Genomic DNA, 26,403 nt, shown 5'->3' on the forward strand with positions numbered 1-26,403 from the left:
CGGCGGCACTGACCGCCTAAACCACCAAGTCGAAGAATCACACGACGACGTCGTACACCACGTCCCTGGACTTGACCGCAATCTGCATCGTCCCTCCGCAGGTTCTTGCCTCCTGGACGACTGCAGATAATCACGTCCACCACGCAGAACCTGGGATCTGAACGCCTCGTGTCGGACATCAAGGACACCGCCCGGAGGACTCCAGATAACAATTGCGTTGGTGCTACACAGAACCCGCCGAATCTCGGTGTCGTAATCCAGGAACGGGATGAACTCATTCCAACACGACTGCCACAGTCGGATCAGGGCCGGATATCGGCTGCCCCAGCGGTCGGCGAGCGCCTCGAGCGCCGCTTCTGCGGCCGCCGCTGTCGGGGCGGTGTAGATCGGTTTGAGATCGCGGCGCAGGGCGTCCCAGTGCTGGCGCGGTACGTAGCGGAAGCTGTTGCGGATCAGATGCACGGTGCAGGCCTGCACGATGGTGGCCGGCCACACCTCACCGACAACGTCGGGCAGCCCCTTAAGTCCGTCGCAGATCAAGAAGAACGTGTCGGTGACGCCTCTGTTGCGCAGGTCGGTCAATACGGCGAACCAGAACTTGGCTGATTCCCCGGCGCCGTCGCCGGCCCACAGTCCGAGCACGTCCTTGTGCCCGGCCAGATCGACCCCGATCGCGGCGTAGAACGGTCGGTTGGCGACCTGACCGTCGCGCACTTTCACGCTCAGCGCGTCGATGAAGATTGCGGCGTAGACGGAGCGGCCGCGCGGTCCACTCCGCCATGTCGGCCAGGACCTTGTCGGTGATCCTGCTGATGGTGTCCGGGGAGATCTTGGCGTCGTAGAGCTCGTCGAAGTGGGCGGCGATCTCCCCGGTGGTCAATCCCTTGGCATACAACGACAACACGATCTCATCGACCCGGGTCAACCGGTGTTGATGCTTTCTTGACGATCTGGGGCTCGAAGCTGCCGCCGCGGTCGCGGGGCACGGCGATCTCGACCGGTCCGACCGTGTCGGTCAACACGGTTTTGGTGCGGGTGCCGTTGCGTGAATTCGGCGCCCCCCGCCCGGCCGGATCGTGCTTGTCATAGCCGAGGTGATCGGCGAGCTCCTCTTCCAGCGCGGTCTCGACCACCGTCTTGGTCAGCGCCTTAAGCACCCCGTCAGCGGTATCGGCGAACGACACCCCGCGGGCCTGGGCCGCCCGCACCAGCTCGCGGGCCGTCGCCAGCTCCTCCGGTGTCGGAGAGCTGACCATCACTTCATCATCGTGGACATCGGCTGTTGCTGTCACAGCCCTCATCGTTTCGGTCATCGTGGACCTTCCCCGCCAGGCTCACACCCGGCGTGTCGGGCCACTTACACCGAATTTCGGATACTCCCTCGCGGTGGTGTAGCGCCGCGCGGTGTTGTGGGAGATGCCGAAAACGAGAGAGACAGATGCAGCGGGTCGGGGCCTGCGGTCAGCGCTTCGTGAAGGATTCGGTCGGCACGGATGCGTTCGATCGTGAACCCATTGTCGCTCAACGATTGTTTCACCGATGTTTGACTCACCGGCGTTGTGCGCAATGCAGTTTTCGTCGTGAGTAGAACGTGCCGGTTCGGAGTGTGGGGCCATCTGTCCCGGCGGTGGTCGAGCCATGTGATCAGCGCTCTGTGGGTGAGCTCGCCGAGCCGTTGGTTGTCCAGCAAGGGTGATCCGCCGGTTCGGCAGGTCAATGTCGTCGAGCACCAGTTTGCGTATAACGCTTGTGCGGCAGGCATGTTCGACGCTCAATGCCACAACTAGGCGTGCACGCGGTTCGCTCGCGAGCTGTTCGATCGAGCGCACCTCATCATCGGTGATGGGCACGAGGTCTTGGTCTACTGGTTGGCTCTTCAAACCCGCTGTTGGGTTGCTGAAGACCAGACCATTCTTCTTGGCGTGCCGGAACAGCGACCGCAGCGCCTTGATCAGATTGTGGCACTGGTTTCCCTGAAACGGCCGCAGCGTCGCGTCGACGTCGGCCCTGGTGACCTCCCTGAGATGGTCGTAGGAGGTGGACCAGTGCGCGAGAAGGGGCCTGACCGCGCCGAAGTAGCTGTAGAGGGTCCTGGGCGATCGTGGGCGAGCACGTGCGCCGCCGACCAACAGGGTAAGGAGCCAGTGGTGCGACGGCTCGGCGAACCCTGGCGGAAGTTCCGCGGTGACGCGGTCGATCCAGGCACGGATCGGAGGTTCGGTGTCGTCTGTCAGCAGGTCGAAGTGGGAGAGGATTTCGACAAGCCTGCGACGGGACGCGAGCCGATGCGGCCGTGTTCGAACCTCTTTGAGCGGCACGCGATCACCGGGGGGCCGACCGGCCAGAAGGGTGACCAGGGCGTCGAGGCATCGGTTTGTGGTCTCACCGCACCAATCGTGGGCGGCAGCGCGTTCCCGGGCGTATACCGCAGCGGCCACGAGCACGGGGTCGTCGGATTCCAAGGCTGGATGCCGCCGGGGCGGGCGAGCAGGCAGTCCCGCCTTTCCGCGATAGTAGTGCGCTTTTTTTGAACAGCTTCTGCCGCAGTATTTTTGGTCGCGGCGACCGTTGGCTGGCAGTTCGGCTCCGCATTGCAGGCAATTCATCGCGGCGGCAGCGACCTTCCCGTCCGAGCGCGCGGGGTGACGGGACGTGCCTCACCGGCCGCAGCGGCGGCCTCCTCGCTACCCTTCGGCGTGGGTGCGGCCACGGTTTCGGGCTCGGGGATCAGCAGTTCGTCGATGGCGCAGTCGAGCACGGCGCAGAATACATCGAGATCGTGGAGCTTGATGGCGTTGGGGTTGCCCGACCACAAGCCCGACATCTTGCCGGCGCTGATCACCAGGCCGCGCTCGGCCAGCATCCGTTGGAGTTCGCTGGCCTTCCAAATGCCGCGGTTGGCCGCGGTCAGGCGTAGATTCCACTTCATTGAGCCAATCCTTAAGTTCGTAGGTGCAGTTACTTCGTGTTGTTACGTTGTGCTGTGACCCAGGCATCTTCGACGTGGGTGGCGTGGACGTGGATATATCGAGCCGTCGTGGCCGTCCAGGCGTGACCACATAATTCCTGGATGGCGAACAGGTTCATTCCGCCGAGGTAAAGCTGGGACGCGCAGAAGTGCCGCAGCACATGCGGGGTCAGCTTCCCCGACCACGCAGGCAGATGCCGGTCCGCCGCCTCCGCCAACGATCGGCGATAGACGTCAGCTGTCGCGCGCATGCACGTCCCGTCGATGTTCTTGCGTTCGGACGGAAACAGTGGCGCGGCATGGCTATTCGGGTCGATATCGAACAGTCCAAGCACGTCTTCGATGAACCATCTCAGGCTGCGGTCGGCGCCGTTGATCAGCGGCACCAGTCGCGGTTTGGGGCCTTTGCGGCGTGATCCCTTGCCGTGACGGACGTTCAGCTTGCCGAACCGCCCCAGCTCCCACCGCACATCGTCGAGGTCGAGCATCCGCGCCTCGTTGATGCGCAGTCCCACGTCGGCCGCCAGCCGGGCGACCGCGTAGTTGCGGGCGGCCGGGGCGAACTTGCGGCAGGTGACCAGGCTGGATTCAATCGGTCGTTGCAACACCGGCTTGCTGAAGTGAGTGTAGGTGTTCGTTGAACGCTTCGGCCGGGGTGCGCCATCCGAGGGTCTTGCGTGGTCGGGTGTTGAGGGTGTGAGCGATCGCCGCGATGTCGTCGGCGTTCCACCGGGATAGGTCGGTGCCCTTCGGAAAGCATTGGCGCAACAGGCCATTGGTGTTCTCATTCGTGCCACGCTGCCACGGACTCTTCGGGTCGGCGAAGTACACCTTGACCCCGGAGGCGATCGAGAACTGGGCATGCGCCGACAGTTCCTTTCCCCGGTCCCAGGTCAGCGACCGGCGCAGTTCCTCGGGCAGCGAGGTGATCGTCTGCGCTAGGGCGTTGGCCATCGTGAGGGCGCCGTAGCCGGCCAGAGCCGGCCCGTTCTTGGTCCGCGGAATCAGCCCGTATCCGGCCTCCCGCGGAAGATGGATCAACATCGTGAACCGACTGCTGCGCTCGACCAGCGTGCCGATCGCGCTGCGCTGCAACCCGATCAGCAGATCTCCCTCCCAGTGTCCCGGGACCGCGCGATCAGCGACCTCCGGCGGCCGAGCGCTGATCAACGTCTCCGGCGTGACGTGCGCCCACGCTTTCTGCCGAGACCGTGCCCGCGGCACCCGCAATGCCCGACCCCGGCGCAGGCAGGTGATTAAGTCCCGCTTGAGCGCACCGCGGCTTTGCACGTAGAGCGCTTGGTAGATGGCCTCGTGGCTGATCCGCATGGATTCATCATCAGGGAAGTCAAGCTTGATCCGATGGGCGATCTGCTCAGGACTCCATGCTGTCACCCAGGCCCGATCCCCTCGGTGCGGCTTGTTGCGTCCCTTCCACGGCGTCGCGGCCGGACCAGCCATGATCTGCCCGTAAGCGCCACGAACGACACCGGAGAGCTTGTCCTGGACGTACTGGCGCAGCCGGTCGTTGCCGACCAGCTTGGCCGTCTTCGGGCGCCTCGCCCGCCTTTCGGCATGCCACTGCGCGACCGAGGCCTTGTAGTCGAGCCGATACGTGCGCGTCGAGGCGTTACGGCGCAGCTCACGCGAGATGGTCGACGGCGCCCTGCGCAGCCTCCTGGCTATCTCGCGCACTCCGGCACCATGGGCACGCCATAAAGCGATGTCTTCGCGCTCATTCGAGGATAGGTAGCAGCCCGAAACAGTTTCTGGCAAGCGTGGATTCACGCCGCCAGCATGGCGGAACCAGCGGAACCCGACCGGCGAAGACACGCCCGCTTCGGTAGCGGCGTCCTCGGTCATCGCTCCGGCAGCGATCCCCGCCCAGAACCGGACCCTGTCCTGCCGCCAGGCCACCGACGGCCGCCCCGGGGAGGGCATCTGCCCCCGATACGCACGAACCTCCAACTGCCGCTTCCCATACGCCACCACACACCTCCGAGGAATCGAGGTGTTGCAACGACCGATTGAATCCAGCCAGTTCCTGGCGCCACCCGGCGAACAGCTGCTCCACCTCGTCGGCGGTCGGAGGGATACGCAGCTGCGGATCGACCGAGGCTCGCGGCCGGTTGATCTCGTCCAGCGGGCACTCGACGACCCGACCTGTCATGTTGTGCAGGTCGATCTTGTGCCGAAGCTCCAAGAACTGGAAGTACACGGTCAGTGCCGCCGCCCGCCCGGTGCGAGTCGAGGGGTTGGCGTCGCGCAGCACCTTGCCGAAATAGACGTCGACATCGGCGGGCCGCATCTCCCACAGCGGCCGGCCGAACCAGTCGTGGATCAGCTCGAGGTGGTTGATGTCGTTGCGGATCGTGCTGTCGACCAATCCGGCCGACGCCCGTGCCAGCACGAACCCGGCCAACACATCGGTCTCGAAGTCGGCAAGCTCCTCCTCGCTCGCCGGTACTCGATGTTCCCGCAGATCGCGGACCACAGCCAGAGCCAACCCACGCCTCCTCGACTTCACCTAAAGTGAAGAAACATCATCTGATCAACTATTCAGTCAGCAAGAATGATGCCGGTTCATCAGAGAGTTTTGATGGAGGGACACGCCAACAACGGCTGTTCCAGGCGTTGAAAGGGCTAACGGGCGATACCCGTGGGCTCAGGAACTCGTCGACTGTTGGCTAACGTGACTAAGCCTCTCTCTCTCCGACTCCGACTCGGAGTGACGAAGACGAAACTGCGTTCACGCTCGTTGCGCATCTTGCAACGCAGTGCCTGGCCCACCGATGCCACCACCCGCCGCTCGCTCAGCCGCGATTTTCCGTGTTCGTTCACATGGTCGACGACGACGCGGACACTGTCCTGCACGTTGATTCTCTCCTGGAGTTGTGGGATCCAATCAGCAACTCTGACGGCCGGACATCACCTCGGAGGCATCCGTACTGCGCCATCGAGACGGATCGTCTCGCCGTTGAGCATCGGATTCTCAACGATGGCTACGACCAGGTGTGCGTACTCGGCAGGATCACCGAGTCGGTTTGGGTGCAACGTCAGCGCCTTGAGAGCGGTTAGCGCAGCCTCTGGAAGTGAGTTGAGAAGCGGGGTTTCGAACAGCCCCGGAGCGATCGTGTTGACCCGGATCAAGTACGACGACAGATCACGCGCGATCGGCAGCGTCGCCGCCATCACACCTCCCTTGGAAGCGGAGTAGGCCGCCTGCCCGATCTGGCCGTCGAAGGCCGCGCCGGAGGAAGTGTTGACGATCACGCCACGCTCGCCGCCGACGGGGTCGTTCTGCGACATTGCGTATGCGCCCAGGCGCACGACGTTGAAGGTCCCGATCAGGTTGATCTTGATTACTTTCTCGAACGCGTCGAGCGGGAAAGGGCCCTTCTTGCTGACGGTCTTGGTGCCATCGCTGACGCCGGCGCAGTTGACGATGATACGCAATGTCTTGTCCGCGTTGGCGATCTCGATGGCCCTGGTCACTGCATCCTCGTCGGTGACGTCGGCGGGCGCGAACCGGACGGTGTCGCCGAGGAGGCTTAGCGCGTCCGTGTTTGCATTGGGCAGGTCGACGGCGACCACCCGCGCTCCGGACCGCGCCAGCGTCTCCACCGTCGCCAAACCGAGCCCGGACGCGCCACCGGTGACGACCGCGCTGCTAGCTGCGATGTCCATTCGGCTGCTCCTTTTGTGTGTCTGTCTACAGGCTTCGCGCGATCAGCACCTTCATGATCTCGTTGGTGCCGCCGTAGATCTTCTGCACCCGAGCCGCCGCATACATCTGCGCGATCGGGTATTCCATCATGTAGCCGTATCCACCGAAAAGCTGCAGGCACTTGTCAGTGACCTCTACTTGTTTGTCAGATCCCCACATCTTGGCTATCGATGCGGTTGCGGCATCGAGTTTTCCGTCGAGGTACCGGCCGGTGCAGTAGTCGATCAGCGCCTTGCCGGCCAGCACCTCCGCCTTGCATTCGGCCAGCACGAACTTGGTGTTCTGGAAGGCGAGGAGGGGCTTGCCGAACGCGGTGCGCTCCTTGACATAACGGATCGTCTCTACTACCGCCGCCTCCGCCATCGCGATCGCCTCGACCCCGATGGTCAACCGCTCGCGCGGAAGTTGCTCCATCAACTGGGCGAAGCCCTTGCCCTCAACGCCGCCGAGCAGGTTTGCGGCCGGCACCCGCATGTCGGTGAACGCAAGCTCCCGGGTGTCCTGGCCGTGCTGGCCGACCTTCTCCAGAACCCGGCCGCGCTGGAAACCCGCCAGCCCTTCGGTTTCGGCCACCATCAGCGACAGTCCGGACTCAGTTTTGGCCACGATCACCACCAGGTCGCAGTGGGAACCGTTGGAGATGAAGGTCTTCGAGCCGTTGATGACGTACTCGTCGCCGTCGCGAACCGCGGTGGTGCGAATCGACTGCAGGTCTGACCCGGTGCCCGGTTCGGTCATCGCGACGGCGATCACCATCTCCCCGCTGACCATCTTCGGGATCCAGCGCTTCTTCTGCTCCTCGGAGGCATACTCGGCGATGTAGTGGGAAGCCAGCGTCGAATGCACGGAGAAACCGAACGCGGTGTCGTGCGCGTAGGCGCGCTCCTGCATCACCACCGCCTCGTGACCGAAACTGCCGCCACCACCGCCGTATTGCTCGGGCAGGTCGAGGCCCAAAAGCCCGGCAGCGCCGGCTTTGTTCCAAAATTCTCGGTCCACCTTCTGCTGTTTCGCCCACCTGGCTTGGTTGGGAGTCGCTTCCTTGCGGAAGAACTCGGCGGCGTGCTTGCGCAGGAGTTTTTGATCCTCGGTCTCCCACGGAACGACGTAGTCCGGGAATAAGAGTCCGGGCATGCTTTACCTACTTTCCGGTGAACTGGGGCGCGCGCTTGGCGAGGAATGCCGCCTGGCCCTCGTGACTGTCGGCGGAATGCACCGCCACGTAGAAATTCCGTTTCTCGTGTTCGAGTCCCTGCGTCAGTGATGTCTGAAACGCGTGCACAGCGGCATCCTTGGCCAGCGCCACCGCTAGCGGGGAGTTCGTCGCGATCCGTTGCGCCATCGCCAGCGCCCGTGGCACGGCCTCGCCGTCGGCGACGACTTCGGCTACCAACCCTGCATCGCACGCCTCCTGGGCCTTGATGGAATCGCCCGTCAAAAGCATTGCCATAGCCTTGGATTTGCCGATCGCCCGAATGAGGCGTTGAGTTCCGCCAGCGCCAGGGATTGCGCCGATCTTCACCTCGGGAAGTCCGAATTGGCCCGACTCGCCGGCGATGACAATGTCGCAGGCCAACGCCAGCTCACAGCCGCCCCCGAGTGCGTATGTCTCGACCGCGGCGATGACCGGCTTCGGAAACGCAGCCAGTATCGACCAGAAGCTCTCATTGGACTCTCCGGTGACCAGTGGCCGGGCCCGGATCTCGTCGAACGCCGTGATGTCGGCGCCGGCGCAGAACATGCCGTGGGCGCCCGCGATGACCACGGCCAACACGGCCGTGTCGGACCGCAACGCCGCCAGCTCGGCCCCCATCGCGCCCAACAGCTCGTCGTTGAGGCTGTTCTTCGACTTCGGGCGATTGATCTCCAGCAGGGCCACCGCACCGTCGCGAGTCGATCGCAAAATTTGTTTGTTCACGTGACCGCATCCCGGTAAACGTCGGCGTGTTCGGCCCGCAGGATCTTCTTGTCCAATTTGCCGACACTGGTGCGCGGCAACGCCTCGACGAAGAGAACCGCGTCGGGCATCTGCCACTTGGCGAACTGCCCCTGCAGACAACCGACGATGTCATCGCGGGTCAGCACGCCACCTTCGACGGGCACGACGATGGCCAGCGGACGTTCCTGCCACTTCGGATGGCTGATCCCCACAACCGCGGCCTCCTTCACCAGCGGATGTCCGACGATGGCGTTCTCCATATCGATAGAGGAAATCCATTCACCGCCGCTCTTGACTACGTCCTTGAGGCGGTCGGTGAGCTTGAGATACCCGTTCGGGTAGATTGTGCCGACATCGCCGCTGCGCCAGTAACCGTCGAGGAAGCGGTCGGCGTTGTCGTCGTCGTCGAGCTGGTGGTATCGCTCGATGACCCAGGGCCCACGCATCAGTACCTCGCCGACACTCTTACCGTCGTGCGGCAGGTCATTGCCGTTGTCGTCGACGATCCGGATGTCGATACCGGAAGCGGGCAGCCCTTGAAAACGCTTGAAATCCCATTTCTCGTCGTCGGTGATCGTGCCCTGCAGGGACGGTTTGATGCCCATGTTCATCGTGATCAGCGGCGTCGTCTCGGTCGCACCGTAGCCCTGCACAAAATCGGCGCCGGTGAGCTCGTGGAAATCGCGCATCAGCGACTTCGCCGGCTCGGTCGCACCGGACAGCAGTCTCGTCCTGCTGAAATCTGGCTTCACAGCAAGGGTCTTGATGTAGTCCAGCATCGGCTGGAAAATCGCCGGTGCGCCGTTCGCGACGGTCACATTCTCCGCGATCATCACGTCGACGAGCATTTGCGTGTTCTCGGCCAGGTAGCGGCCGGGTAGGATCACCTTCGCCGCGGTCCACATCGCGGTGTGCGGAAGCCCCCACGACTGGCCGTGAAACATCGGGGTGATGAGCATCGCGGTGTCCTCGCGACGGAGATTGATCGCTGCTGCCATCGCCATCGCGTGTAGGTAGCTGCCACGATGCGAGTAGTAGACGCCCTTCGGCCGACCCGTCGTTCCCGATGTGTAACACGCGCTGTAAGCAGAGGTTTCGTCGATGACCCGCCAGTCGATCTCGGTGTCGGACTCGGCCATCAGGTCCTCGAGGTGAAAGACGTTTTCCAGCGTGGTGTCGATCTCGGTGAGCGGCTTATCCGACATTACGATCCAGCCCTTGACCTTCGGCACGTGTGGAGCCAACGCCTCGGCGACCGGAAGGAGTGTCTCGTCGACCAGGATCCATTGCGCCTCGGCGTGGTCAGTGACGTAGCTCAGGTCTTCGGTGGCCAGCCGCAGATTCATCTGCAGCATCACCGCGGCGATGCCGGGAATGGCCCAGCTGAGCTCAAAGTGCCGCTTGCTGTTCCAGTCGAGCACTCCGACTGTGTCGGCCGGGCCGATCCCTATTCCTCTGAGCGCGTTCGCCGCCCGCTTGACCCGAACGTACAAGTCTGCGTAGGTGTACCGCTGCCAGTCGCCCTCCGTGGTGCGGTAGACGACCTCTTGCTCGGGATAGGTGCGCGCCGCATGTCTGATCAGGTTGGTGGTGTTGAGCTGGTAGTGGTCGCCGTGCGTCGACGGCACGCCCTTCACGATTTCCCTGACCATGTCTGTGCCTTAGATTCGTTCGATGATGGTGGTGTTGGCGGTTCCGCCGGCCTCGCAGATGGTCTGCAGGCCGTAGCGCTGTCCGGTGCGCTCGAGTTCGCACAGCAGATCGGTGAGCATGCGGGCCCCGGTCGACCCGAGCGGATGCCCGATTGCGACCGAGCCTCCGTTGACGTTGAGCTTGTCATCGGGAATGCCGAACTCGCGTTGCACCATCAGCGGCACCCCGGCGAAGGCCTCGTTGACCTCGAACAAGTCGATGTCGCTGACACTCAGGTTGGCGCGCTCGAGCGCCCTGTGGGTGGCGTCCAGTACCGCGGTGAACTGCAGTACCGGGTCCGCCGCGGCGACCGTCATCGCCAGGAACCGCGCCCGCGAAACCAGCCCGCTGCGTTCTGCGTAGCCACGCTCGGCGATCAGCAACGCCGCTGCCCCGTCGCTGATCTGGGAAGAATTGGCCGCGGTTGTGCGGCCGTCGGCCGCGAAAACAGGCTCCAGCGACGCGATCTTCGCCGGATCCAACTGCTCACGGATTCCTTCGTCGGCACTGACGGGCGCCGCCGACGGATCCAGCGGATCGACGGTGATCGGCACCAACTGCGCGCGAAACTTTTTCGCCCGGGTCGCGGCGAATGCTCGCTCATGGCTTCGGATACTGAATTCGTCGAGTTCCTCGCGAGAAATACCGAACTTGGAGTTCAGCAACTCCGACGCCGCCCCTTGCGCCACCAAGTTGTCGTCGTAGCGGGCCAACTCCACGGGCGAGTACTGCGGACCGAGCGGCGCGCCCGGCATGAACGACGCAGGCATCGGCACCTGCGACATCGACTCCACACCGCACCCAATCGCCAGCTCGTAGATGCCCGCGGTGACGCCGAATGCAGCGAAGTTGACCGCCTGCTGACCGGACCCGCATTGGCGATCAATGGTGACCGCCGGCACCGATTCGGGTAGACCCGCAGCCAGCACCGCGTGCCGCCCGATATTTCCGGACTGGTGCTCATGCTGCATCGCACAGCCGACGATGACGTCATCGATGTCTTTGGCATCGATCGCACTGCGCTCCACCAGGTTTCGCAAGGTGTGACCGAGCAAGTCGGCCGGATGCCACCGGCTCAAAGCGCCACCTCGTTTACCCACCGGCGTGCGCACCGCCCCGACAATCACTGCTTCGCGCGCGTTCAATGTTCCACTCCTTGTTCCGGTGTACGAATTCCAACGATGGGGATGTCAACCGTCTCGGCGACTTCTTCCCAGTGGCGCGTGCTTTGTCCGGCAAAGACTCGTGCGAGATCCTCGTAGGTATCTGCTGCGCCCAGGACCTCGAGGGTCCGCTTCTGGAAATGCGGTTCGATTGCGCCCAGGGCGATATAGCCGTCGGCACTGGCGTAGATCCCGTAGGTCGGAGTCGCGCCACCGAGCGGGTCGCCGGGCCCTGCGACGCCGTACCGCACGGCTGCGCCGGCGTCGGCTGCGGCGTCCGCCAGTACGATCCGGACGTGTTGGCCGGCACCGGAATTCGGCCTATCAAGCAGCGCCAACAGGGCCCCGGACACGGCACGTTCGGCACCCAGGAGGTCCACGACCGGAACCGCCGGCATCAACGGGGGCTGCAGGGTGCCGTGCGTGGCCTGATAGGTCAGGTCGTGGCCAGGACGCTCCTCGAGGTCACCGTCGTAGCCCACGATTTCGACGTGACAGAGCCCCGGATACCTGACATGCGCGTCGTCGAGCCCGAGCCTGCGTAGCGCCGAAGGGCGCATGGCGGTGAGCAACACATCGGCGGAAGTCAGCTCGACGTCCAGCTTGGCGCGGTCGCCGGCGTCCTTGAGGTCCAGAACCAAGACCGTCTGCTTGCTGGCGAGCTCTGCGTACCAGCCGGGCGCGACCGCGGCCAAGGGATCTCCGGTAGGGGGCTCCACCTTTGTTACCGACGCGCCGAAGCGCGCCAGCCGTGCCGCCGCGAGCGGGCCCGGGATGTTCACCGCAAGCGACACGATGCGAACGCCGTTCAGACTGCCCTGCACCATGTGGTCCTTCAATTGATACCGTACGACTGTACAGGAAGCTTCCTATCTGTACAAGAAGTGATGTTCACTGTACACTTGCCCGGAACGAAGGAGACGCATGGGACCGTTCGCCGATCCACGCGCAGGCGCAGACGACCTGACCGCGAAGGCGCGCATTCGCAACGCCGCGATGGACCTGTTCGCGGAGTTCGGGGAGGACCGCACGTCGATGCGAAATATCGCCTCGAGAGCCGGCGTCACGGTCGGGCTGGTTGTCCACCACTTCAAGACCAAGGACGGAATCCGCCGCGCCGTTGAACAACTCGTCGTCGACTACTTCGCGCAGACGATCGCGCAGGTCCCCGTTGATGGAACACCAAGACAAGTCGCCACGGCGCGTGACGTGGCTGTGAAGGAGATGCTCGAATCGAACCCAGCCGTCGTCAACTATCTGCGCCGCGCGCTACTGGACCCCGCAGGGTCTAAAGGCCAACTGCTCCAGCGATTGACAGAGCTGACCCGAACGGAGCTCATCAAAGCCCGCGACGCCGGTATCGCAAATGCGGAGCGAAGCGGATCCACCCAGATCATCGACATCATGGTCCGACAGCTGGGACAGCTCTTCCTGCAACCGATGATCGACACCATGTGGGATCAAGTCTCCCGCCCAGACGAGTCAGACGACGACAAACCGACACTGCACGTCGCCGTTCGCTCCAGTGGCCCAGCACCTTCAGCGCGTCATAGGAATACTTCGGCTTGCGCTGCCGGCGAGGTCGTTTGGCGACCTGCCGGCCCGCTCCCGGCGGCCGGGCCGCGGCCGTCAACCGGCGCCGAGCATTGTCACGCGACCAGCCGGTGACCTCCACCACCTGATCCAGAATCTGCCCCTTATTCGCCTTCGACGCCTTCACATACGCCTTGGCGAACTTCGCGGTGATCTCGGCACGAGACGACATCGACAGCCCACTCTCCATGCCTGGCGGGGATCACCGTTTCGCGGGCATTCTTACGTGATGCACCGAGGGCGTTTCGCGGGCACTTTTCGTGATGCTTGCCGGATGCTTGCCGACCTCGTGGATCCGCAGTAGCGTGGTTCCAACACCTAGTACTATTGGTACCTGGAACTACACGTCACACGTTCAAGGAAGGGGCTAGCATTCATGGCGAGTGACCACGCAAGGCAAGAGGCAAAGTCGGTGACCGCAGCGAGCGCTGGATCCCGTTATCCGAGGACCCGACGGATAAGCTTTCCGTTTGGCGGCGACGGCGGCACACACGGCAAGTACTTCGTCAACGACGACATCGTGTTCAGCCACTTCGTGGCGAACCTATCGGGTGCGTTCCCGTCAGGGGAGGAGTTGTTTATTCGGTCGGTGCGTCGATTCTCAGATGAGGTCACCGATCCCACGTTGAAGAAACGGGTGGCGGGCTTCATCGGCCAGGAATCGGTCCACGGACAGCAACACCGCCTGCTGAACGAGAAACTCATCGACATGGGTTACCCGATCGCTTGGTGGGATTCGAAGAAGTTTAACGACTGGGTCAAGCGACTGGAGGAGCGGCTGCCTGCGCGGCTACCCCTGGCGGTAACAGCAGCTGCAGAACACTTCACCGCCGTACTTGCTGAGCGCACGCTGGGCGAAGAGGAAATCCAGGCGATTCCGGGCGAGTTGCAGGTGTGGAACGTGCTGAACTGGCATGCCGTGGAGGAACTTGAGCACAAATCGGTCGCATTCGATGTCTTCCGCACGGTGGCGGGAGGTACGGAGCGGATGCGCAGGAGTGTGATGGCCGTGATGATTCCGACCCTGCTTCTCCTCATAGCCGTCACATTGGTTTACTCGCTGGCGCACGACCCGGATGGGCGTCGTCAGCCGCTACGGGTGATACGGGAGGCCTATCGGCTGTACCGTGGCCCCATCTTCCGGGGTTTGATCCCAGACCTTACGAAATATCTGCGACCGGGATTCCATCCTGACGACATCGACACGAACGCGTTGTTGGAGCACTGGCAAGAGGAACTCTTCGGCACCGACGGAGAACTCGTCGGCTACCTGAAGTGATTGCGAACATCCACAACAAAAGGGATTGCCATGGTAGCTAGTCAGGCAATGGCTGCGAAAAGCGGAACAGCAGCCGAAAAAGTAGCCGAGAGTACGTATCCTAAGGCTCGGCGGATTCGGTTTTGGTTCGGCGATCCCGAGCCGATGGACCACCATTTCGTTGAGGGCAATATCGTGTTCAGCCACCTTGTGGCGTTGCTGTCCGGCGTGTTTCCGCCAGGTGAGGAGTTGTTTATCCGGTCGGTTCGGCGCTTTGCCGATCAGATGACCGATCCGGTACTGATGAAGCGGGTGGCCGGATTCATTTGGCCAGGAGTCGGTGCACGGCCAGGAACACCGCCGGCTCAACGAGAAGCTCATCGAGATGGGCTACCCGATTGTCCGGCTGTTTATGTTCCCGCATGACAGCCGCCGGGAGCGGTTGATCGTGCGAATTGAGAACCTGCTGCCAGCGCGGGTACCCCTGGCGGTCACGGCGGCGGCCGAGCACTACACCGCGACACTGGCTGAGCGCATGCTGGGCGAAGAGATACAAAAGATTCCTGGCGATCCCGAGGTGCGAAACCTGCTCAACTGGCACGCGGTGGAAGAGCTGGAACATAAGTCGGTGGCGTTCGACGTCTACCGGGCCGTCGATGGGCCGGAGTGGCTCCGGATCGGGGTGATGGCGGTGCTGTACATCCTGACGATCCCGGTGGTGTCGATCGGGGTGCTGTTGTCTATTTTGGCCGATCCGCGGGGATGGCGCCCGATCAAAGTGGCGCGTCAAACGCGTGCGGTGTTCCGGGGCCCGTTGGTGCAGGGGCTGATGGCCGATCTGCGCATGTACCTAAAGCCGGGCTTCCATCCCGACGACATCGACACGACCGCGCTGGTGCAGCAGTGGCGGCAGGAGCTGTTCGGCGACGACGGTGCCCTTGTCGGTCATCTCAAGTAGCAGGAAGGCCATGAGTTCAAGTTGAGTACAACGATCGACATCGAGCAGTTACCGACTGTCGAGCGTGTCACTCCAGACCATGAAGTCGTGATCGTCGGCGCTGGATTCGGCGGTATCGGTGCTGGTATCTCCTTGCAACGCAGAGGCATTCACGACTTCGTGATTGTCGACAAGTGGGATCAGGTGGGCGGCACCTGGCATGCGAACACTTATCCGGGTGTGGCGGTGGATATTCCCTCGTTTGTCTACAGCTTTTCCTACGAGCAGCGTGGTGATTGGTCGCGGATCTTCGCTCCGGGTTACGAGCTTCGCGATTACGCCAGCGACCTTGTGGACAAGTACGGCCTAGCTCAAAAGTTGCGGCTGAACACTACGATCACCTCGGCGGTGCTCGATGAGCGCAATAGCCTATGGCGATTGACTACCGACGCCGATCAGGAGATTACCGGCCGAAATGTAGTCATGGCGGTCGGTGGCCTCGAACGCCCGAAGATGCCTGATATCCCGGGTCTCGACGAGTTCGGGGGTGTGCTCATGCACACCGCACTCTGGGACCATGACGTGGCGCTGGCGGGCAAGCGCGTCGCGGTCATCGGCACTGGCGCAACGGCGCTGCAGGTCGTCCCGGCCATTGTCGACGAAGTCGAACATTTGACAGTCTTCCAACGAACACCGATATGGGTGTTCCCAAAACCTGACAAGGAGGTCACGTCCGCCATCCGGTGGGTTCTGGGGCGTAAGCGAATCCGTTCGGGTATCCGCCTGGTGGGAACCGTCGCAACCGAGGTCGGCATGGCCGGGATGTGGGTCGGTCCACAGTGGCTGACGAACGCGAGCCGCCGGATGCTTGAGGTTCCTACCCGCCGCTGGATGCGCCGCCAGATCGATGACCCGGTCGTTCGGGAGAAGCTGATCCCACGCTACGGGTTAGGCTGCAAGCGCCCGTCGATGTCAAACGACTACTTGCGTACCTTCAACCGCGACGACGTCAGCCTGGTCACCGATGCGATCGAGTGCATTACCAAGAAGGGGGTACGGACGGCGGACGGCGTGGAGCACGAGATCGACGTGTTGATCTGCGCGACCGGGTTCAAGCTGTGGGAGGCGGGCGCGGTGCCTCCCTTCCCCGTCATCGGGCGGGGCGGCGTCGATCTCGGGCGGTTCTGGAGTGAGCAGAGATACCAGTCGTACCAGGGTGTTTCGGTTCCCGGATTTCCGAACATGTTCTCAATCACCGGGCCCTACGGATTCGTGCTCGGCTCGTACTTGTGGATGATCGAAGCGACATCGGCTCACCTGAGCCGCGCCATAGCCGAAGCGAAGCGCCGCGGTGCAACGGTCTGCGAGATTCGTCAGGAAGCCCACGACGAGTATTTTCGGAAATGCCTGAAGCGCCAACAGAATAACTTCCTGTTCACTCCGGCGTGTGCGGGTTCGAACACCTACTACATTAATAACCAGGGCGATTCACCGTTTCGGCCGTCGACGCACGGCGAAATGTACTGGCAGAACCGCTATTACAACCTTGATGTCTACCGATACAGCAGGGGCGTTGCGGTTCTGGACGCAGCCGCGGCCATGACGAAGGAGAGCCTGTGAAGTTCAACCGATTGCGACCGCGCCTGGTGGTGGTCACCGGGGCTGGAAGCGGCATTGGCCGGGCGACAGCGATCAGGTTCGCTAAGCTCGGCGCCCACGTCGTGGTCTCCGACATCGATCTGGATGCGGCACAAGCGACCACCGCGATGATCCGCGGTTACGGCCTCGGCGCGTCGGCGGCGCAGTTGGACGTCACCGACCCCGACGCCTGGGCGGTGTTCGGTCGCGATGTGTTAGCCGATCACGGTTACACCGATGTATTGGTCAACAACGCAGGTATCTTGGTGGGCGGCCACTTTTTGCAGCTGAGTCCCTCGGATTGGGACCGCCAACTCGGTGTGAACCTAATGGGTGTCGTCCACGGATGTCGTGTGTTCGGCGCCCAGATGGTTGAGCGCGGCGGTGGCCACATCGTCAACATCGCGTCAGCGGCGGCGTTCACACCCACGCCGGTGATGGCGCCGTACTCGGTGTCCAAGGCGGGCGTGAAGATGCTGACCGAGTGCTTGCGGCTCGAACTCGGACCGAGAGGCATCGGCGTCAGCGCCGTGTGCCCGGGTGTGATCAACACCAACATCGCTGATCGCGCGATCGTAGTCGGCGTCGATCAGAACCTGATCGAACAAGGAAAGCAGTTCACGAAGAAGCTCCAGGAATTTAGCGAGAAGTTTAGGGTCTCGCCGATGAGCTCGGACCTCGTAGCTCGTGCCGTCGTACGTGCGGTACGGTTTGATTTGGCGGTCGTGCCGGTGCGCACCGAGGCCTGGCTGGGCTATTTCATGCTCCGTATCGCCCCTGGTGTCAACCGCCGTATGATGCAGCCATTCTCGGTGGACGCATTTCAGCGGCTGGGTGCTCGCCTGTCAAAGACAGTGGGTGCTGCGGACCAGGGTGAGCTTGCCGCCGGTGGAGCCGAGGCGGCGGCACCGGTCACCAGCACGGGAAAGTAGGGTGCGGGCTGATCAGCGGCCAATCGTAGGTGCTCTGCCGTCAATACGCCGTGCAGCTCGGGTGAAGGGGTTCCCCTGATTCCGTGGGGACTTGACTTGTAGTGATCTTGATTCCTGCTGCCCCCGGCTAGGTGCGTGGGTCGGTAACGGATTTGTCGGGTCGGCAGGTGGATTTGTCCTGGACGGAGGGCATCGGGCGGCGTTTTGTTGGCCTGGTGGTGTGATCGGGCGGGCCGCATTCCGCGGGATGGCGGATCGGTGGCCGTAACTCGCTGCGCACGACCCTTTCAGCCGGCCGCAGCCTGCGCTGCAATGTTGTAGTAGGAGGGTTCGCAGGTTGTGGCAGGCGGCGAGCAGGCGCCATTCGGCGCGGGCGTGATGGTGGCCGCGGAGCAGGAGTCGACTCGCCCCCTGGGTGGTCTTCATCTGCCCGAACACCGGCTCGACGATCACCTTGCGCCGCGAATATGCGGCCTTGCCCTTCTTGGTGCGAAGTTTGCGGGCCATCCGCGCCTTTGGTGTCGCATTTTTCGGTGTCCGTCCCCGTGGCGCGTCGGGAACCTGCTCGCCGTGGGCGAGCCGGCCGGTCGCGATCAGCGGATCGGTGCCCGCCTTGTGGGCGGCGTCGATGTTGTTCTCACTGAAGTAGCCGGCGTCGGCGAGCGTCTGACGCGGTGTGGTCGCGGTGTTGGTGATGGTCTGGGCGAGCAGCTCGCCGAATGCGGGGTTGTCGGCGCCGGATTCGGCGAAGTCGGTCGCAACGATCACCTGATGTTCTTCATCGACGACGGCCTGCGCGTTGTAACAGTAGTGGAAGCTGCCGTCGGCGGTCTTCATGATCTGGGCGTCAGGGTCGGTGAAGTTGCGCTGCGCCTTGGGCTTGACGGTCGCGCACTGTGCTGCCTGCTCGGCGGCCCGCGCGGCCGCGTCGTCATCATGGCCGGCGTTTTGCGCCCTTGCCCGGGCCTTGTCCGCGGCCTGGTCTTTGGCGTGTTGTTCCAGGTCGGCCTTGGCCTTGCGGATCTTGGCCAGCCGGCTCTCACGGCGGGCCAATTCGCCCTGCAGGTCACCGCCACGATTGTCCGGGCCGTGGGCCTGGTCCTCGTCGATATCGACGCGTTCGGCCTCCCGCATGATCTGCTCGACCTGGGTTTGCAGGGCCGGCTCCGCCTCGCACATCCGGTCATAGCTCATCGCCTTGTGACGGGAGGCATTGGCCTTGACCTTGGTGCCATCGAGGGCCACCCGGCCCATCGTGACCATGCCCGCCTGCTGGCACAGGGTCAGCGCCTGCAGGAACAGGGCTTCCAGCGCGGCGAGGTGACGGCGCCGAAAGCGGGCGATGGAGCGAAAGTCCGGTGCGGTGTTGGCGGCCAGGTACCGAAACGCCACATCGTCATGGCAACGGGCTTCGATCTTGCGAGATGAACGAACCCCGCTGGTGTACCCGTAGAGCAGCAGCTTGAGCATCAGCCGCGGGTGATACGGCGGAAAGCCCCGGGCCTCGCTGTAGGAGGCGAAAAACACTGCCAGATCAAGCACCTCATCGACCAACTCGGACACAAACAACGCCAGATGATCGTCAGGCAACCAATCCCGCAACGACGGCGGCATCAAAAACGACTGATCCTGGTCATAGGCCCGAAACGTCTTGTCCACCGAAACCTCGCCCGGTGACGATGACGAGCGAGGCCGCGCGGACTCGGTCTCAAACAGCTGATCCTGGGCCGTCATCAAATCCATGGACACAGTTTTCCCGACCATCCACGTCGCCATCAGCGTGACACACCAACAACTCGTGGATACCGACCCACGCACCTAGGTGAGCGGGGGGTAGGGCGCAGAGCGCGCTACCTGAGCAGAAGCGCGGCGAGCTGCTTCACGTGGGTGCGTCCGCGGTCGCCGTCTTCGAGTGCTTCGAGCCAGCGAGCAGGGATGGATTCAACGCCGTCGCGGGCGCCGACGATCGCTCCTGTCATGGCCGCTACACCCGCGTGGAACGCGAGCACCTGCAGTACTACCTCGACGAGTTCACCTTCAGATTCAATCGCCGCAGGTCAAAAGCCCGCGGAATGCTCTTCTACCGACTCCTGCAACAAAGCGTCAACACCGATCCCCACCCACTAGCCGACCTCATCGGCGCCGCCGAAGGCCAAGAGCAAACTCTGCGAGCAACTGCTAAACCACTGCCCGGCAGTACTTTTGACGAATTTTTTTAAGCAAACGAGTCCACTTAAGCAGATAAGCAATAAGTATGTTCGACTTAGGCGAGCTGTTTAACGGGTCTAAACACATTCTTAACGCTCCTGGCCTACCGCCCCGGAGGTCCCGCGCAAATACTGGTACAAGTGCGAGAAACGAGGGGCGGGGACTGCGCATGGCGCAAGCGATAACACTGGATACGGCGTACCTGAGAGCTCAAGATCCCGATCAGTACGCCAGCCTGGTGATCGGCGCGGTCGCCATCGTCGATGGTGGCGTCCCCGATTACGCACTGCTGAAACAGCTGCTGGCGGAACGGATTCAGTCGATACCGCGCTGCACACAGGTGCTGCGGACGCAGAGCTTCGAGTGGATCGACTGTCCCGGATTCGACCTGGCCCATCATGTGCGCTGGGTGGCGATTCCGCGCCCGGGCGACGACGCCCAGCTGTCCGGCGCGATCGCCCACGCCCTGGAGCGTCCCCTCGACCTGGACCGTCCGCCGTGGGAGTGCTGGGTGATCGAGGGCCTGAAAGGCGGCCGGTGGGCAATCTTGATGAAGATCCACCACGGCTTGGCCGACGGGAACTCAGCCGCCCACCTGCTCACCCGGCTTTGCGACGACGCCGACCACGATGCATTCGCGAACGGTGTTGGCGACAAACATGATTCGCCGCCGCAGGCCTCGAAGCGCGGCTGGCCCCTGGAGTGGGCTGGGGCACTCGCCGGCAACTTCGTCGGGGCGATCTGGCCGACGGCACGGCCCTCGGTCGACCCGGTCCTGCGGCGCTACAGCACGGTGCGCGTCCCGATTGCCGACGTCGAGTGCGTGTGCCGCAAATTCGGTGTGACCGTCAACGATGTCGCGCTGGCGGCCATCACCGAGGGCTTCCGAAGGGTTCTGCTACGCCGCGGCGAAGAACCGCGGGCGGACTCGCTGCGCACCCTGGTGCCGATGCCGGTACGTTCGGCACTACTGCCATACCTGCCCGTCGAGCATGACGACCCGGTCCAGCAATTGCGGACCGTGCACAGCCGGTGGAAAGCGCAGCACGCCGACAAATCTCCGCCCGGTATCGTGGAGTCTGCGATCAATTGTCTGCCAACTATGCTGCGCGGCAACCTCATACAACTGTTACCCAGGCTCCCGCAGCGCGGCCTCGTAACGCTGGCGAACCACGCGCCCGGGCCTCGCCATCAGCTGCGGCTGATGGGCCAGACGATGGAGCGCCTGCTGCCGATCCCCCCGATCGCCTTGCAGCTGAGCACCGGGGTCGCGATGCTCAGCTACGGCGACGAATTGGTATTCGGGCATCACCGCCGAATACGACGCCACGGCCGACGTCAAGCAGCTGGCAGCCGGTATCGAGCTGGGCATGGCACGGATGGTGGCGCTCAGCCAGGATTCGGTGTTGCTGTTCAGCAAGGACCGCCGGCGCACGCGCGCGGCGCGCGCGTTTCCGGGCCAGGCGCAGCGGCCGCGACCGTCGGCACCCACGCCGGCACGTCACTGACCCGCTCTCACCGGCGTTGAACACCGTGAGAAGGTTGGTCAATGCCGGTCACCATCGACCCGCGCCGCCATGACGCGGTGCTGTTCGACACCGCGTTGGACCGCACCCAGGCGCTGACCCGGCGATTGCGCGAAGCCGGCGTCGACACCGGCGTCTTCGCGTCGAACGGTAACGTCCGCGACACCCTGAGTGAGGCAGCAGACAAGCTGTCGGTCCGCCCGGGGCGATGCGCCGTCCTTACCGACAACGCGGCTTGCGTCCAGGCCGCGCGCGACGGCGGATTCGCGTTGGTCATCGGCCTCGACCGAACAGGGCAAAGTGACGCCCTGCGGCGCGTCGGCGCCGACGCCGTGGTCGGCGATCTGGATGAGGTCGCCGTGCGCACCGGGGACCACCGGATGTCCCAGCTACCCGATGCTGTGCAGGCCCTCGGTGCCCTCACCGACCGGAGGCCGGCCATATGTTCTTCGACTTCGACGGCACGCTGTCGGACATCGTCGACGATCCCGCCGCGGCCCGGCCCGTCGCCGCCGCGGTCGAGGCGCTGCGGAAGCTGGCCGCGCAATGCCCGGTCGCGGTTCTGTCCGGCCGCGACCTCGCCGACGTGTCACAGCGCCTCGGTGTGCCCGGGATCTGGTATGCCGGCAGCCACGGTTTCGAGCTGACCGCACCCGACGGCACACACCACCAGAACGACGCCGCGGCGGCGGCCACACCGGTGCTCGAACAGGCCGCCGCCGAGCTGCGCGACCGGCTCGACTCGATCCCCGGAGTTATGATGGAGCACAAGCGATTTGGCGTTGCGGTCCACTACCGCAACGCCGCGCGGGACCGCGTGGGCGAGGTTGCCGCGGCGGTGCGCGCGGCGGGCCGGCGGGACGGACTTCGGGTGACGACGGGTCGCGAAGTCATCGAGCTGCGTCCGGACATGGACTGGGACAAGGGAAAGACGCTTCGCTGGGTGATCAATCACCTGCGCGAGGCCGACGCGCGTCCGCTGGTGCCCATCTATCTCGGCGACGACATCACCGACGAGGACGCGTTCGACGCGGTCCGCGATGATGGTATCCCGATCCTGGTGCGACACAGCGAAGACGGCGACCGCGCCACCGCCGCGCTGTTTGCGTTGGACAGTCCCGCGCGCGCCGCCGAGTTCACCGAAAGGTTGGCACAGCGGTTAAGTTACGCCCGCGTAAATTAGCGACGGCAACGGTTCTAACGGCGCTCAGGGTGCCAACATTCGAGTGATCCAGCACGACGGTGTCCCCATTCGGCGGTGGCACGAGGTTGGCGCGACATGCCGGGACATGAAGCGTTGGCCGCCTCACGCGCCACCCTAGGTAGCCGATCAAGACGGGGCAATCACTGCCATGCCGAGCGCCTCGGCGGCGTCGCGCATGCGGTCGTCGTAAGTGCACAACCGGCCAAGATCCATGCCGAGCCGCTGGGCAGTCGCCAGGTGAATTGCATCGAGGGTGCGTAGCTCGATTGGCAGCAGCCCACCAGCAAGATCGAGCAATCGGTTGTCGATGCGTAGTAGGTCTAGGCTCGCGAGCGCCCGGCGTCCGGCTCTTCGGGCTGATTCACCCTTGTGGAGCAGAGCCCGCATGACCTCCGTCCGCGCAAGGGCACTCGACACCCGCGGCAGCCGGGTGCGAAGGTAGCGACGCAGCGCATCCGACTCTGGCTCACGAACTGCAAGCTTGACGATTGCGGACGAGTCCAGGTAGATGGCCGCCATCAACGCTCGTGCTCACGCAGGCGCGCAAGCGTCACGGACGGCAGCTCGATACCCGTTTTGAGTCGGACCGGCTCGGGAAGGTCATCAAAGTCAAGCGTCGCACGTTCGATCCCGCCGCTTGCCAGCATCTGCTGGTACGGACCGCCCTCCGGCATCGGCGAGAGAAGGGCGATAGGCCGACCACGGTCGGTGATCTCGATCGTCTCGCCGGCCTCGACCCGACGGAGGAGTTCGCTGGCCCGCTGCCGCAGCTCACGAACGCCCACCGTAGACATGTGCTAACTGTAGCACATAGCTGTTTAGCTTAGCGCCCGAGCGATCCCCCCGAAGCCCGCCGAATGCGGGACAGGTCATGGCTGGACGGCAGGCCAGGCGCACCAGTGAACGCCTGCGCGCCGGGGCGACGTACCGGGTTCTAAGCCATCGGCTAGGCCTCCGCGTACTCCACCGCGCCGTCGTCCAACACGATCCGCGCGTTCGCGCTTTCGGCGCCACAAGCCTCCGTCCGAAACACCGCCTTGCCCGGTTCCGTCCGCCAGATCAGCGTGGTCAGCGTCTCCCCTGGAAACACCGGCGAGGTGAATCGCGCCGCTATCGACGTGACGTTGGCGGCCACGCCCTTGCCCAGCTCGGCGACCAGCGCGCGGCCCGACACCCCGTAGGTGCACAGCCCGTGCAGGATCGGCTTCGGGAAACCGGCCATGTCCCTGGCGAACCACGGGTCGCTGTGCAGCGGGTTGCGGTCACCGGAGAGCCGATAGATCAGCGCCTGGTCCGCACGGGTGGGCAGCGCGATCCGGGCATCGGGCTCGCGGTCGGGAAACTCCGGCGCGATCGGCCGCTGACCCGGCACTCCCCCGAACCCGCCCTCGCCCCGGATGACCAACGTGGTGAGTGTCTCGGCGATCAGCTCCCCCGAGTCGGGGTCGGTGCCGCGGCCGCGCAGCACGATGATCGCGTTCTTGCCCTCGCCCTTGTCCTGGATGTCCGCGACCTCGGAGACCACGGACAGCTTGCCCGCCGGCGGCAGCGGTGCGTGCAGCCGGATGCCCTGCGACCCGTGTAAAAGCATGGCCCAGTTGAACTTTCCGATCTTGCCCGCCGCACCGAACGCCGGGCAGCAGATCACCGCATAGGTGGGCAGCACCTGCTGGGTGATGTCGTGGCTGTTTTCGGTGGTGAACGATAGGTCGTCAGTTCCGGCGCCGACACCGAGCGCGTAGAGCAGCGTCTCCCGGTCCGTCCATTCGAACAGCATCGGCTCCGTCGTCGCACCGACGGCACTCGGGTCAATCGCCATACGAGTCTCCCTTCAAGCTTTTCTGCCACCCAACCATCGCAAACCCTTCCCACCGGCACCGTCGGCGGGGCAGGCTATCGCCATGCGCAATCCCAGCTTGATCAGGAAGGCCTCAAAAGCGGTAGCCGTGCTGGCCGCAACGGTAATCGTCGGCGCCTGCGGCGGGTCACCGCAGGCCCACAGCATCACCGTGACGTTCGTCCGGCACGCGGAGTCCGAGACCAACGCCAGCGGCGTCATCGACACCGACGTGCCGGGCCCGGGCCTGACCCCGGAGGGCAAGGGGCAGGCCGAACAGGTCGCGCACCAACTCGCCCACAACAAGTACGACGCCGTCTACGCCTCCACCATGGTGCGAACGCAACAGACCGCCGCGCCGTTGGCCGCCGAACTCGGCAAGCAAGTCGAGGTGCTGCAAGGCATCCAAGAGATCAACGCCGGCTGGTACGAGGGCAAGCCCGTCTCGATGGCCCCCTCGACGTACCGGCGGACTGGCTCAACGGCGACGTCGGAGACCGCATCCCCGGGTCGATCACCGGCAAGGAGTTCAACGACTGGTTCACCGCGGCCGTGCAGAAGATCTACAACAGCGGCCACAACCAACCGGTGGTGTTCTCGCATCTGTACGCCATCGAGTACTGGACGCTGATGAACACGAAGAACGCCAAGGACAGCCTGGCGACCAGTCATCCGCTGCCCAACGTCGGCCGCGTGGTGATCACCGGAAACCCGATGACCGGCTGGACGCTGGTGGACTGGGACGGCATCCGCAACTTCGCCGGCTGATGCCTGGACAGCATGGTTGACGTGCGCGGTGTGACCCGCCACGATGGCTTGCATGCGCTATGTCGTTACCGGCGGTACCGGGTTTATTGGTCGCCGCGTCGTACCTCGCCTGCTGGAAACCCGGCCGGACGCGCAGGTGTGGACCGCTACAGCCCGCAGGTGCGTGCCGAGCTGTTGGCGATGAGCAGCGCGACGATCGACCGCTACCTGCGTGCGGTCAAGGCGCGCGACCAGATCAAGGGGAAATCGACCACCAAGGCCTCCCCGTTGCTGCGGTCTTCGATCAAGATCCGCAAGGCAACCGACGAGGTCGAGGGATCTCCGGGGTTCTTCGAAGGCGACACCGTCGCGCACTGCGGTCCAACCCTCAAAGGCGAGTTCGCCCGGACCGTCAACCTCACCGATATGCATATCGGTTGGGTCTTCACCCGCACCGAACGCAACAACGCCCACACTCACATCCTCGGCGCCCTCAAAGCCGGTGTCCATGAAATACCTTACGAGGTAACCGGTTTGGACTTCGACAACGGAACCGAATTCCTCAACAAGGCCGTCATCAAGTGGGCTGCGCAGATGGAGATCTTCTTCACCAGGTCGCGGCCGTACAAGAAGAACGATCAGGCCACAATCGAGTCCAAGAACAACCACCTCGTCCGCAAGTATGGGTTCTACTACCGCTATGACACCGACGAGGAACGTGCGGTGCTCAACCGGCTCTGGAGGCTGGTCAACGACCGGCTCAACTACCTGACGCCCACCATCAAACCGGCTCTGCGGAAATGAGCGTGCAGCAGTGGTTGGCGGATATCCGCGGTGGGGGTTCGTGTCGTTGAGCTGAGGTGGGGCCTCGGTGGGTGACGATTCAGGTTCCTACACGCCGCTTCACCAACACCACCGAGGTGACCCTTGCCTGAGGCTACTGCCTGCCCGCCGTCTGTTGTTGCCGACACGATCATGCGCACCATCGAGTTGGGGGTGACGATCACCGACGCCGCGGTCGACGAGAAGACGAC

The 26,403-nt window shown here is 63.8% G+C and carries 16 protein-coding genes and 11 pseudogenes; 11 read left to right on the top strand and 16 right to left on the bottom strand.

Going from position 1 to position 26,403, the window contains the following annotated elements; all coding sequences use genetic code 11:
• Positions 1 to 210 precede the first annotated feature (210 nt).
• The 12 genes and pseudogenes from FPZ47_RS17860 to FPZ47_RS17915 form a co-directional block, all read right to left on the bottom strand.
• Positions 211 to 1,313: pseudogene (locus tag FPZ47_RS17860) on the bottom strand (IS256 family transposase); the annotation flags it as partial.
• A gap of 21 nt (positions 1,314 to 1,334) precedes the next feature.
• Positions 1,335 to 2,462, bottom strand: a complete 1,128-nt coding sequence (locus tag FPZ47_RS17865) for an integrase (RefSeq protein ID WP_224112882.1) — start codon at positions 2,460 to 2,462, stop codon at positions 1,335 to 1,337.
• Positions 2,463 to 2,602: 140 nt separating this feature from the next.
• On the bottom strand, positions 2,603 to 2,929 hold the full coding sequence (locus tag FPZ47_RS17870; RefSeq protein WP_007168431.1) for a helix-turn-helix domain-containing protein: 327 nt from the start codon (positions 2,927 to 2,929) through the stop codon (positions 2,603 to 2,605).
• 29 nt (positions 2,930 to 2,958) lie between these two features.
• Positions 2,959 to 3,549: pseudogene (locus tag FPZ47_RS17875) on the bottom strand (tyrosine-type recombinase/integrase); the annotation flags it as partial.
• Positions 3,550 to 3,556: 7 nt separating this feature from the next.
• Positions 3,557 to 4,909, bottom strand: a complete 1,353-nt coding sequence (locus tag FPZ47_RS17880) for an IS30 family transposase (protein WP_046184758.1) — start codon at positions 4,907 to 4,909, stop codon at positions 3,557 to 3,559.
• Between the two features lie 97 nt (positions 4,910 to 5,006).
• A pseudogene (locus tag FPZ47_RS30465) lies at positions 5,007 to 5,474 on the bottom strand (site-specific integrase); the annotation flags it as partial.
• Between the two features lie 422 nt (positions 5,475 to 5,896).
• Positions 5,897 to 6,655 carry an SDR family NAD(P)-dependent oxidoreductase gene (locus tag FPZ47_RS17890; protein WP_007168427.1) on the bottom strand — a complete coding sequence of 253 codons (759 nt, stop codon included), beginning with the start codon at positions 6,653 to 6,655 and terminating at the stop codon, positions 5,897 to 5,899.
• Between the two features lie 25 nt (positions 6,656 to 6,680).
• On the bottom strand, positions 6,681 to 7,829 hold the full coding sequence (locus tag FPZ47_RS17895) for an acyl-CoA dehydrogenase family protein (RefSeq protein WP_007168426.1): 1,149 nt from the start codon (positions 7,827 to 7,829) through the stop codon (positions 6,681 to 6,683).
• Positions 7,830 to 7,836: 7 nt separating this feature from the next.
• A complete protein-coding gene (locus FPZ47_RS17900) occupies positions 7,837 to 8,613 on the bottom strand; it encodes an enoyl-CoA hydratase/isomerase family protein (RefSeq protein WP_007168425.1) in 777 nt (258 codons plus the stop codon).
• The gene (locus FPZ47_RS17905; protein WP_007168424.1) at positions 8,610 to 10,286 is read right to left on the bottom strand and encodes a long-chain-fatty-acid--CoA ligase; all 1,677 of its coding nucleotides are present in this window, start codon (positions 10,284 to 10,286) and stop codon (positions 8,610 to 8,612) included. The genes FPZ47_RS17900 and FPZ47_RS17905 overlap by 4 nt, the downstream gene beginning before the upstream one ends.
• 9 nt (positions 10,287 to 10,295) lie before the next feature.
• Complete coding sequence (locus tag FPZ47_RS17910; protein ID WP_019732177.1) at positions 10,296 to 11,471, bottom strand: thiolase family protein; 1,176 nt, start codon at positions 11,469 to 11,471, stop codon at positions 10,296 to 10,298.
• Positions 11,468 to 12,316 (bottom strand): CoA transferase, encoded by an 849-nt coding sequence (locus FPZ47_RS17915; protein ID WP_042909893.1) that lies wholly within the window; start codon positions 12,314 to 12,316, stop codon positions 11,468 to 11,470. Before FPZ47_RS17915 ends, FPZ47_RS17910 begins: the two co-directional genes overlap by 4 nt.
• A gap of 97 nt (positions 12,317 to 12,413) precedes the next feature.
• Between FPZ47_RS17915 and FPZ47_RS17920 the strand changes: the two are divergent.
• The 5 genes and pseudogenes from FPZ47_RS17920 to FPZ47_RS17950 all read left to right on the top strand — a co-directional run.
• Positions 12,414 to 13,013 (top strand): annotated as a pseudogene (locus FPZ47_RS17920) (TetR/AcrR family transcriptional regulator); the annotation flags it as partial.
• A gap of 445 nt (positions 13,014 to 13,458) precedes the next feature.
• Positions 13,459 to 14,361: a metal-dependent hydrolase gene (locus FPZ47_RS17930; RefSeq protein WP_170826078.1), complete on the top strand. Its 903-nt coding sequence runs from the start codon at positions 13,459 to 13,461 to the stop codon at positions 14,359 to 14,361.
• Between the two features lie 48 nt (positions 14,362 to 14,409).
• Positions 14,410 to 15,298 (top strand): annotated as a pseudogene (locus FPZ47_RS28950) (metal-dependent hydrolase).
• Positions 15,299 to 15,319: 21 nt separating this feature from the next.
• Complete coding sequence (locus FPZ47_RS17945; RefSeq protein ID WP_007168414.1) at positions 15,320 to 16,897, top strand: flavin-containing monooxygenase; 1,578 nt, start codon at positions 15,320 to 15,322, stop codon at positions 16,895 to 16,897.
• Positions 16,894 to 17,847 carry an SDR family NAD(P)-dependent oxidoreductase gene (locus FPZ47_RS17950; RefSeq protein ID WP_007168413.1) on the top strand — a complete coding sequence of 318 codons (954 nt, stop codon included), beginning with the start codon at positions 16,894 to 16,896 and terminating at the stop codon, positions 17,845 to 17,847. The genes FPZ47_RS17945 and FPZ47_RS17950 overlap by 4 nt, the downstream gene beginning before the upstream one ends.
• Positions 17,848 to 18,147: 300 nt before the next feature.
• Here FPZ47_RS17950 and FPZ47_RS17955 read toward each other — a convergent pair.
• Positions 18,148 to 19,506: pseudogene (locus tag FPZ47_RS17955) on the bottom strand (IS1182 family transposase); the annotation flags it as partial.
• Positions 19,507 to 19,838: 332 nt separating this feature from the next.
• Between FPZ47_RS17955 and FPZ47_RS29630 the strand changes: the two are divergent.
• The 3 pseudogenes from FPZ47_RS29630 to otsB form a co-directional block, all read left to right on the top strand.
• Positions 19,839 to 20,066: pseudogene (locus FPZ47_RS29630) on the top strand (IS1595 family transposase); the annotation flags it as partial.
• Positions 20,067 to 20,224: 158 nt separating this feature from the next.
• Positions 20,225 to 21,563: pseudogene (locus FPZ47_RS17965) on the top strand (wax ester/triacylglycerol synthase domain-containing protein).
• Between the two features lie 41 nt (positions 21,564 to 21,604).
• Positions 21,605 to 22,764 (top strand): annotated as a pseudogene (gene otsB, locus FPZ47_RS17970) (trehalose-phosphatase).
• A gap of 147 nt (positions 22,765 to 22,911) precedes the next feature.
• On the opposite strand, the gene FPZ47_RS17975 reads toward otsB, so the two are convergent.
• From FPZ47_RS17975 to FPZ47_RS17985, 3 genes are all read right to left on the bottom strand, one after another.
• Complete coding sequence (locus FPZ47_RS17975; RefSeq protein WP_007168407.1) at positions 22,912 to 23,304, bottom strand: type II toxin-antitoxin system VapC family toxin; 393 nt, start codon at positions 23,302 to 23,304, stop codon at positions 22,912 to 22,914.
• The gene (locus FPZ47_RS17980) at positions 23,304 to 23,579 is read right to left on the bottom strand and encodes a type II toxin-antitoxin system Phd/YefM family antitoxin (RefSeq protein WP_007168406.1); all 276 of its coding nucleotides are present in this window, start codon (positions 23,577 to 23,579) and stop codon (positions 23,304 to 23,306) included. The genes FPZ47_RS17975 and FPZ47_RS17980 overlap by 1 nt, the downstream gene beginning before the upstream one ends.
• A gap of 152 nt (positions 23,580 to 23,731) precedes the next feature.
• On the bottom strand, positions 23,732 to 24,604 hold the full coding sequence (locus FPZ47_RS17985; RefSeq protein ID WP_007168405.1) for a MaoC/PaaZ C-terminal domain-containing protein: 873 nt from the start codon (positions 24,602 to 24,604) through the stop codon (positions 23,732 to 23,734).
• A gap of 82 nt (positions 24,605 to 24,686) precedes the next feature.
• Here FPZ47_RS17985 and FPZ47_RS17990 point away from each other — a divergent pair.
• The 3 genes and pseudogenes from FPZ47_RS17990 to FPZ47_RS18000 all read left to right on the top strand — a co-directional run bounded on the left by FPZ47_RS17990 (position 24,687) and on the right by FPZ47_RS18000 (position 26,173).
• Positions 24,687 to 25,390 (top strand): annotated as a pseudogene (locus FPZ47_RS17990) (histidine phosphatase family protein).
• Positions 25,391 to 25,442: 52 nt separating this feature from the next.
• A pseudogene (locus tag FPZ47_RS17995) lies at positions 25,443 to 25,550 on the top strand (NAD-dependent epimerase/dehydratase family protein); the annotation flags it as partial.
• On the top strand, positions 25,529 to 26,173 hold the full coding sequence (locus FPZ47_RS18000) for an integrase catalytic domain-containing protein (protein ID WP_019731991.1): 645 nt from the start codon (positions 25,529 to 25,531) through the stop codon (positions 26,171 to 26,173). The pseudogene FPZ47_RS17995 and the gene FPZ47_RS18000, both read left to right, overlap by 22 nt.
• Positions 26,174 to 26,403: the final 230 nt, after the last annotated feature.

The sequence above is a fragment of the Mycobacterium helveticum genome, assembly GCF_007714205.1.
Taxonomy (GTDB): Bacteria; Actinomycetota; Actinomycetes; order Mycobacteriales; family Mycobacteriaceae; genus Mycobacterium; species Mycobacterium helveticum.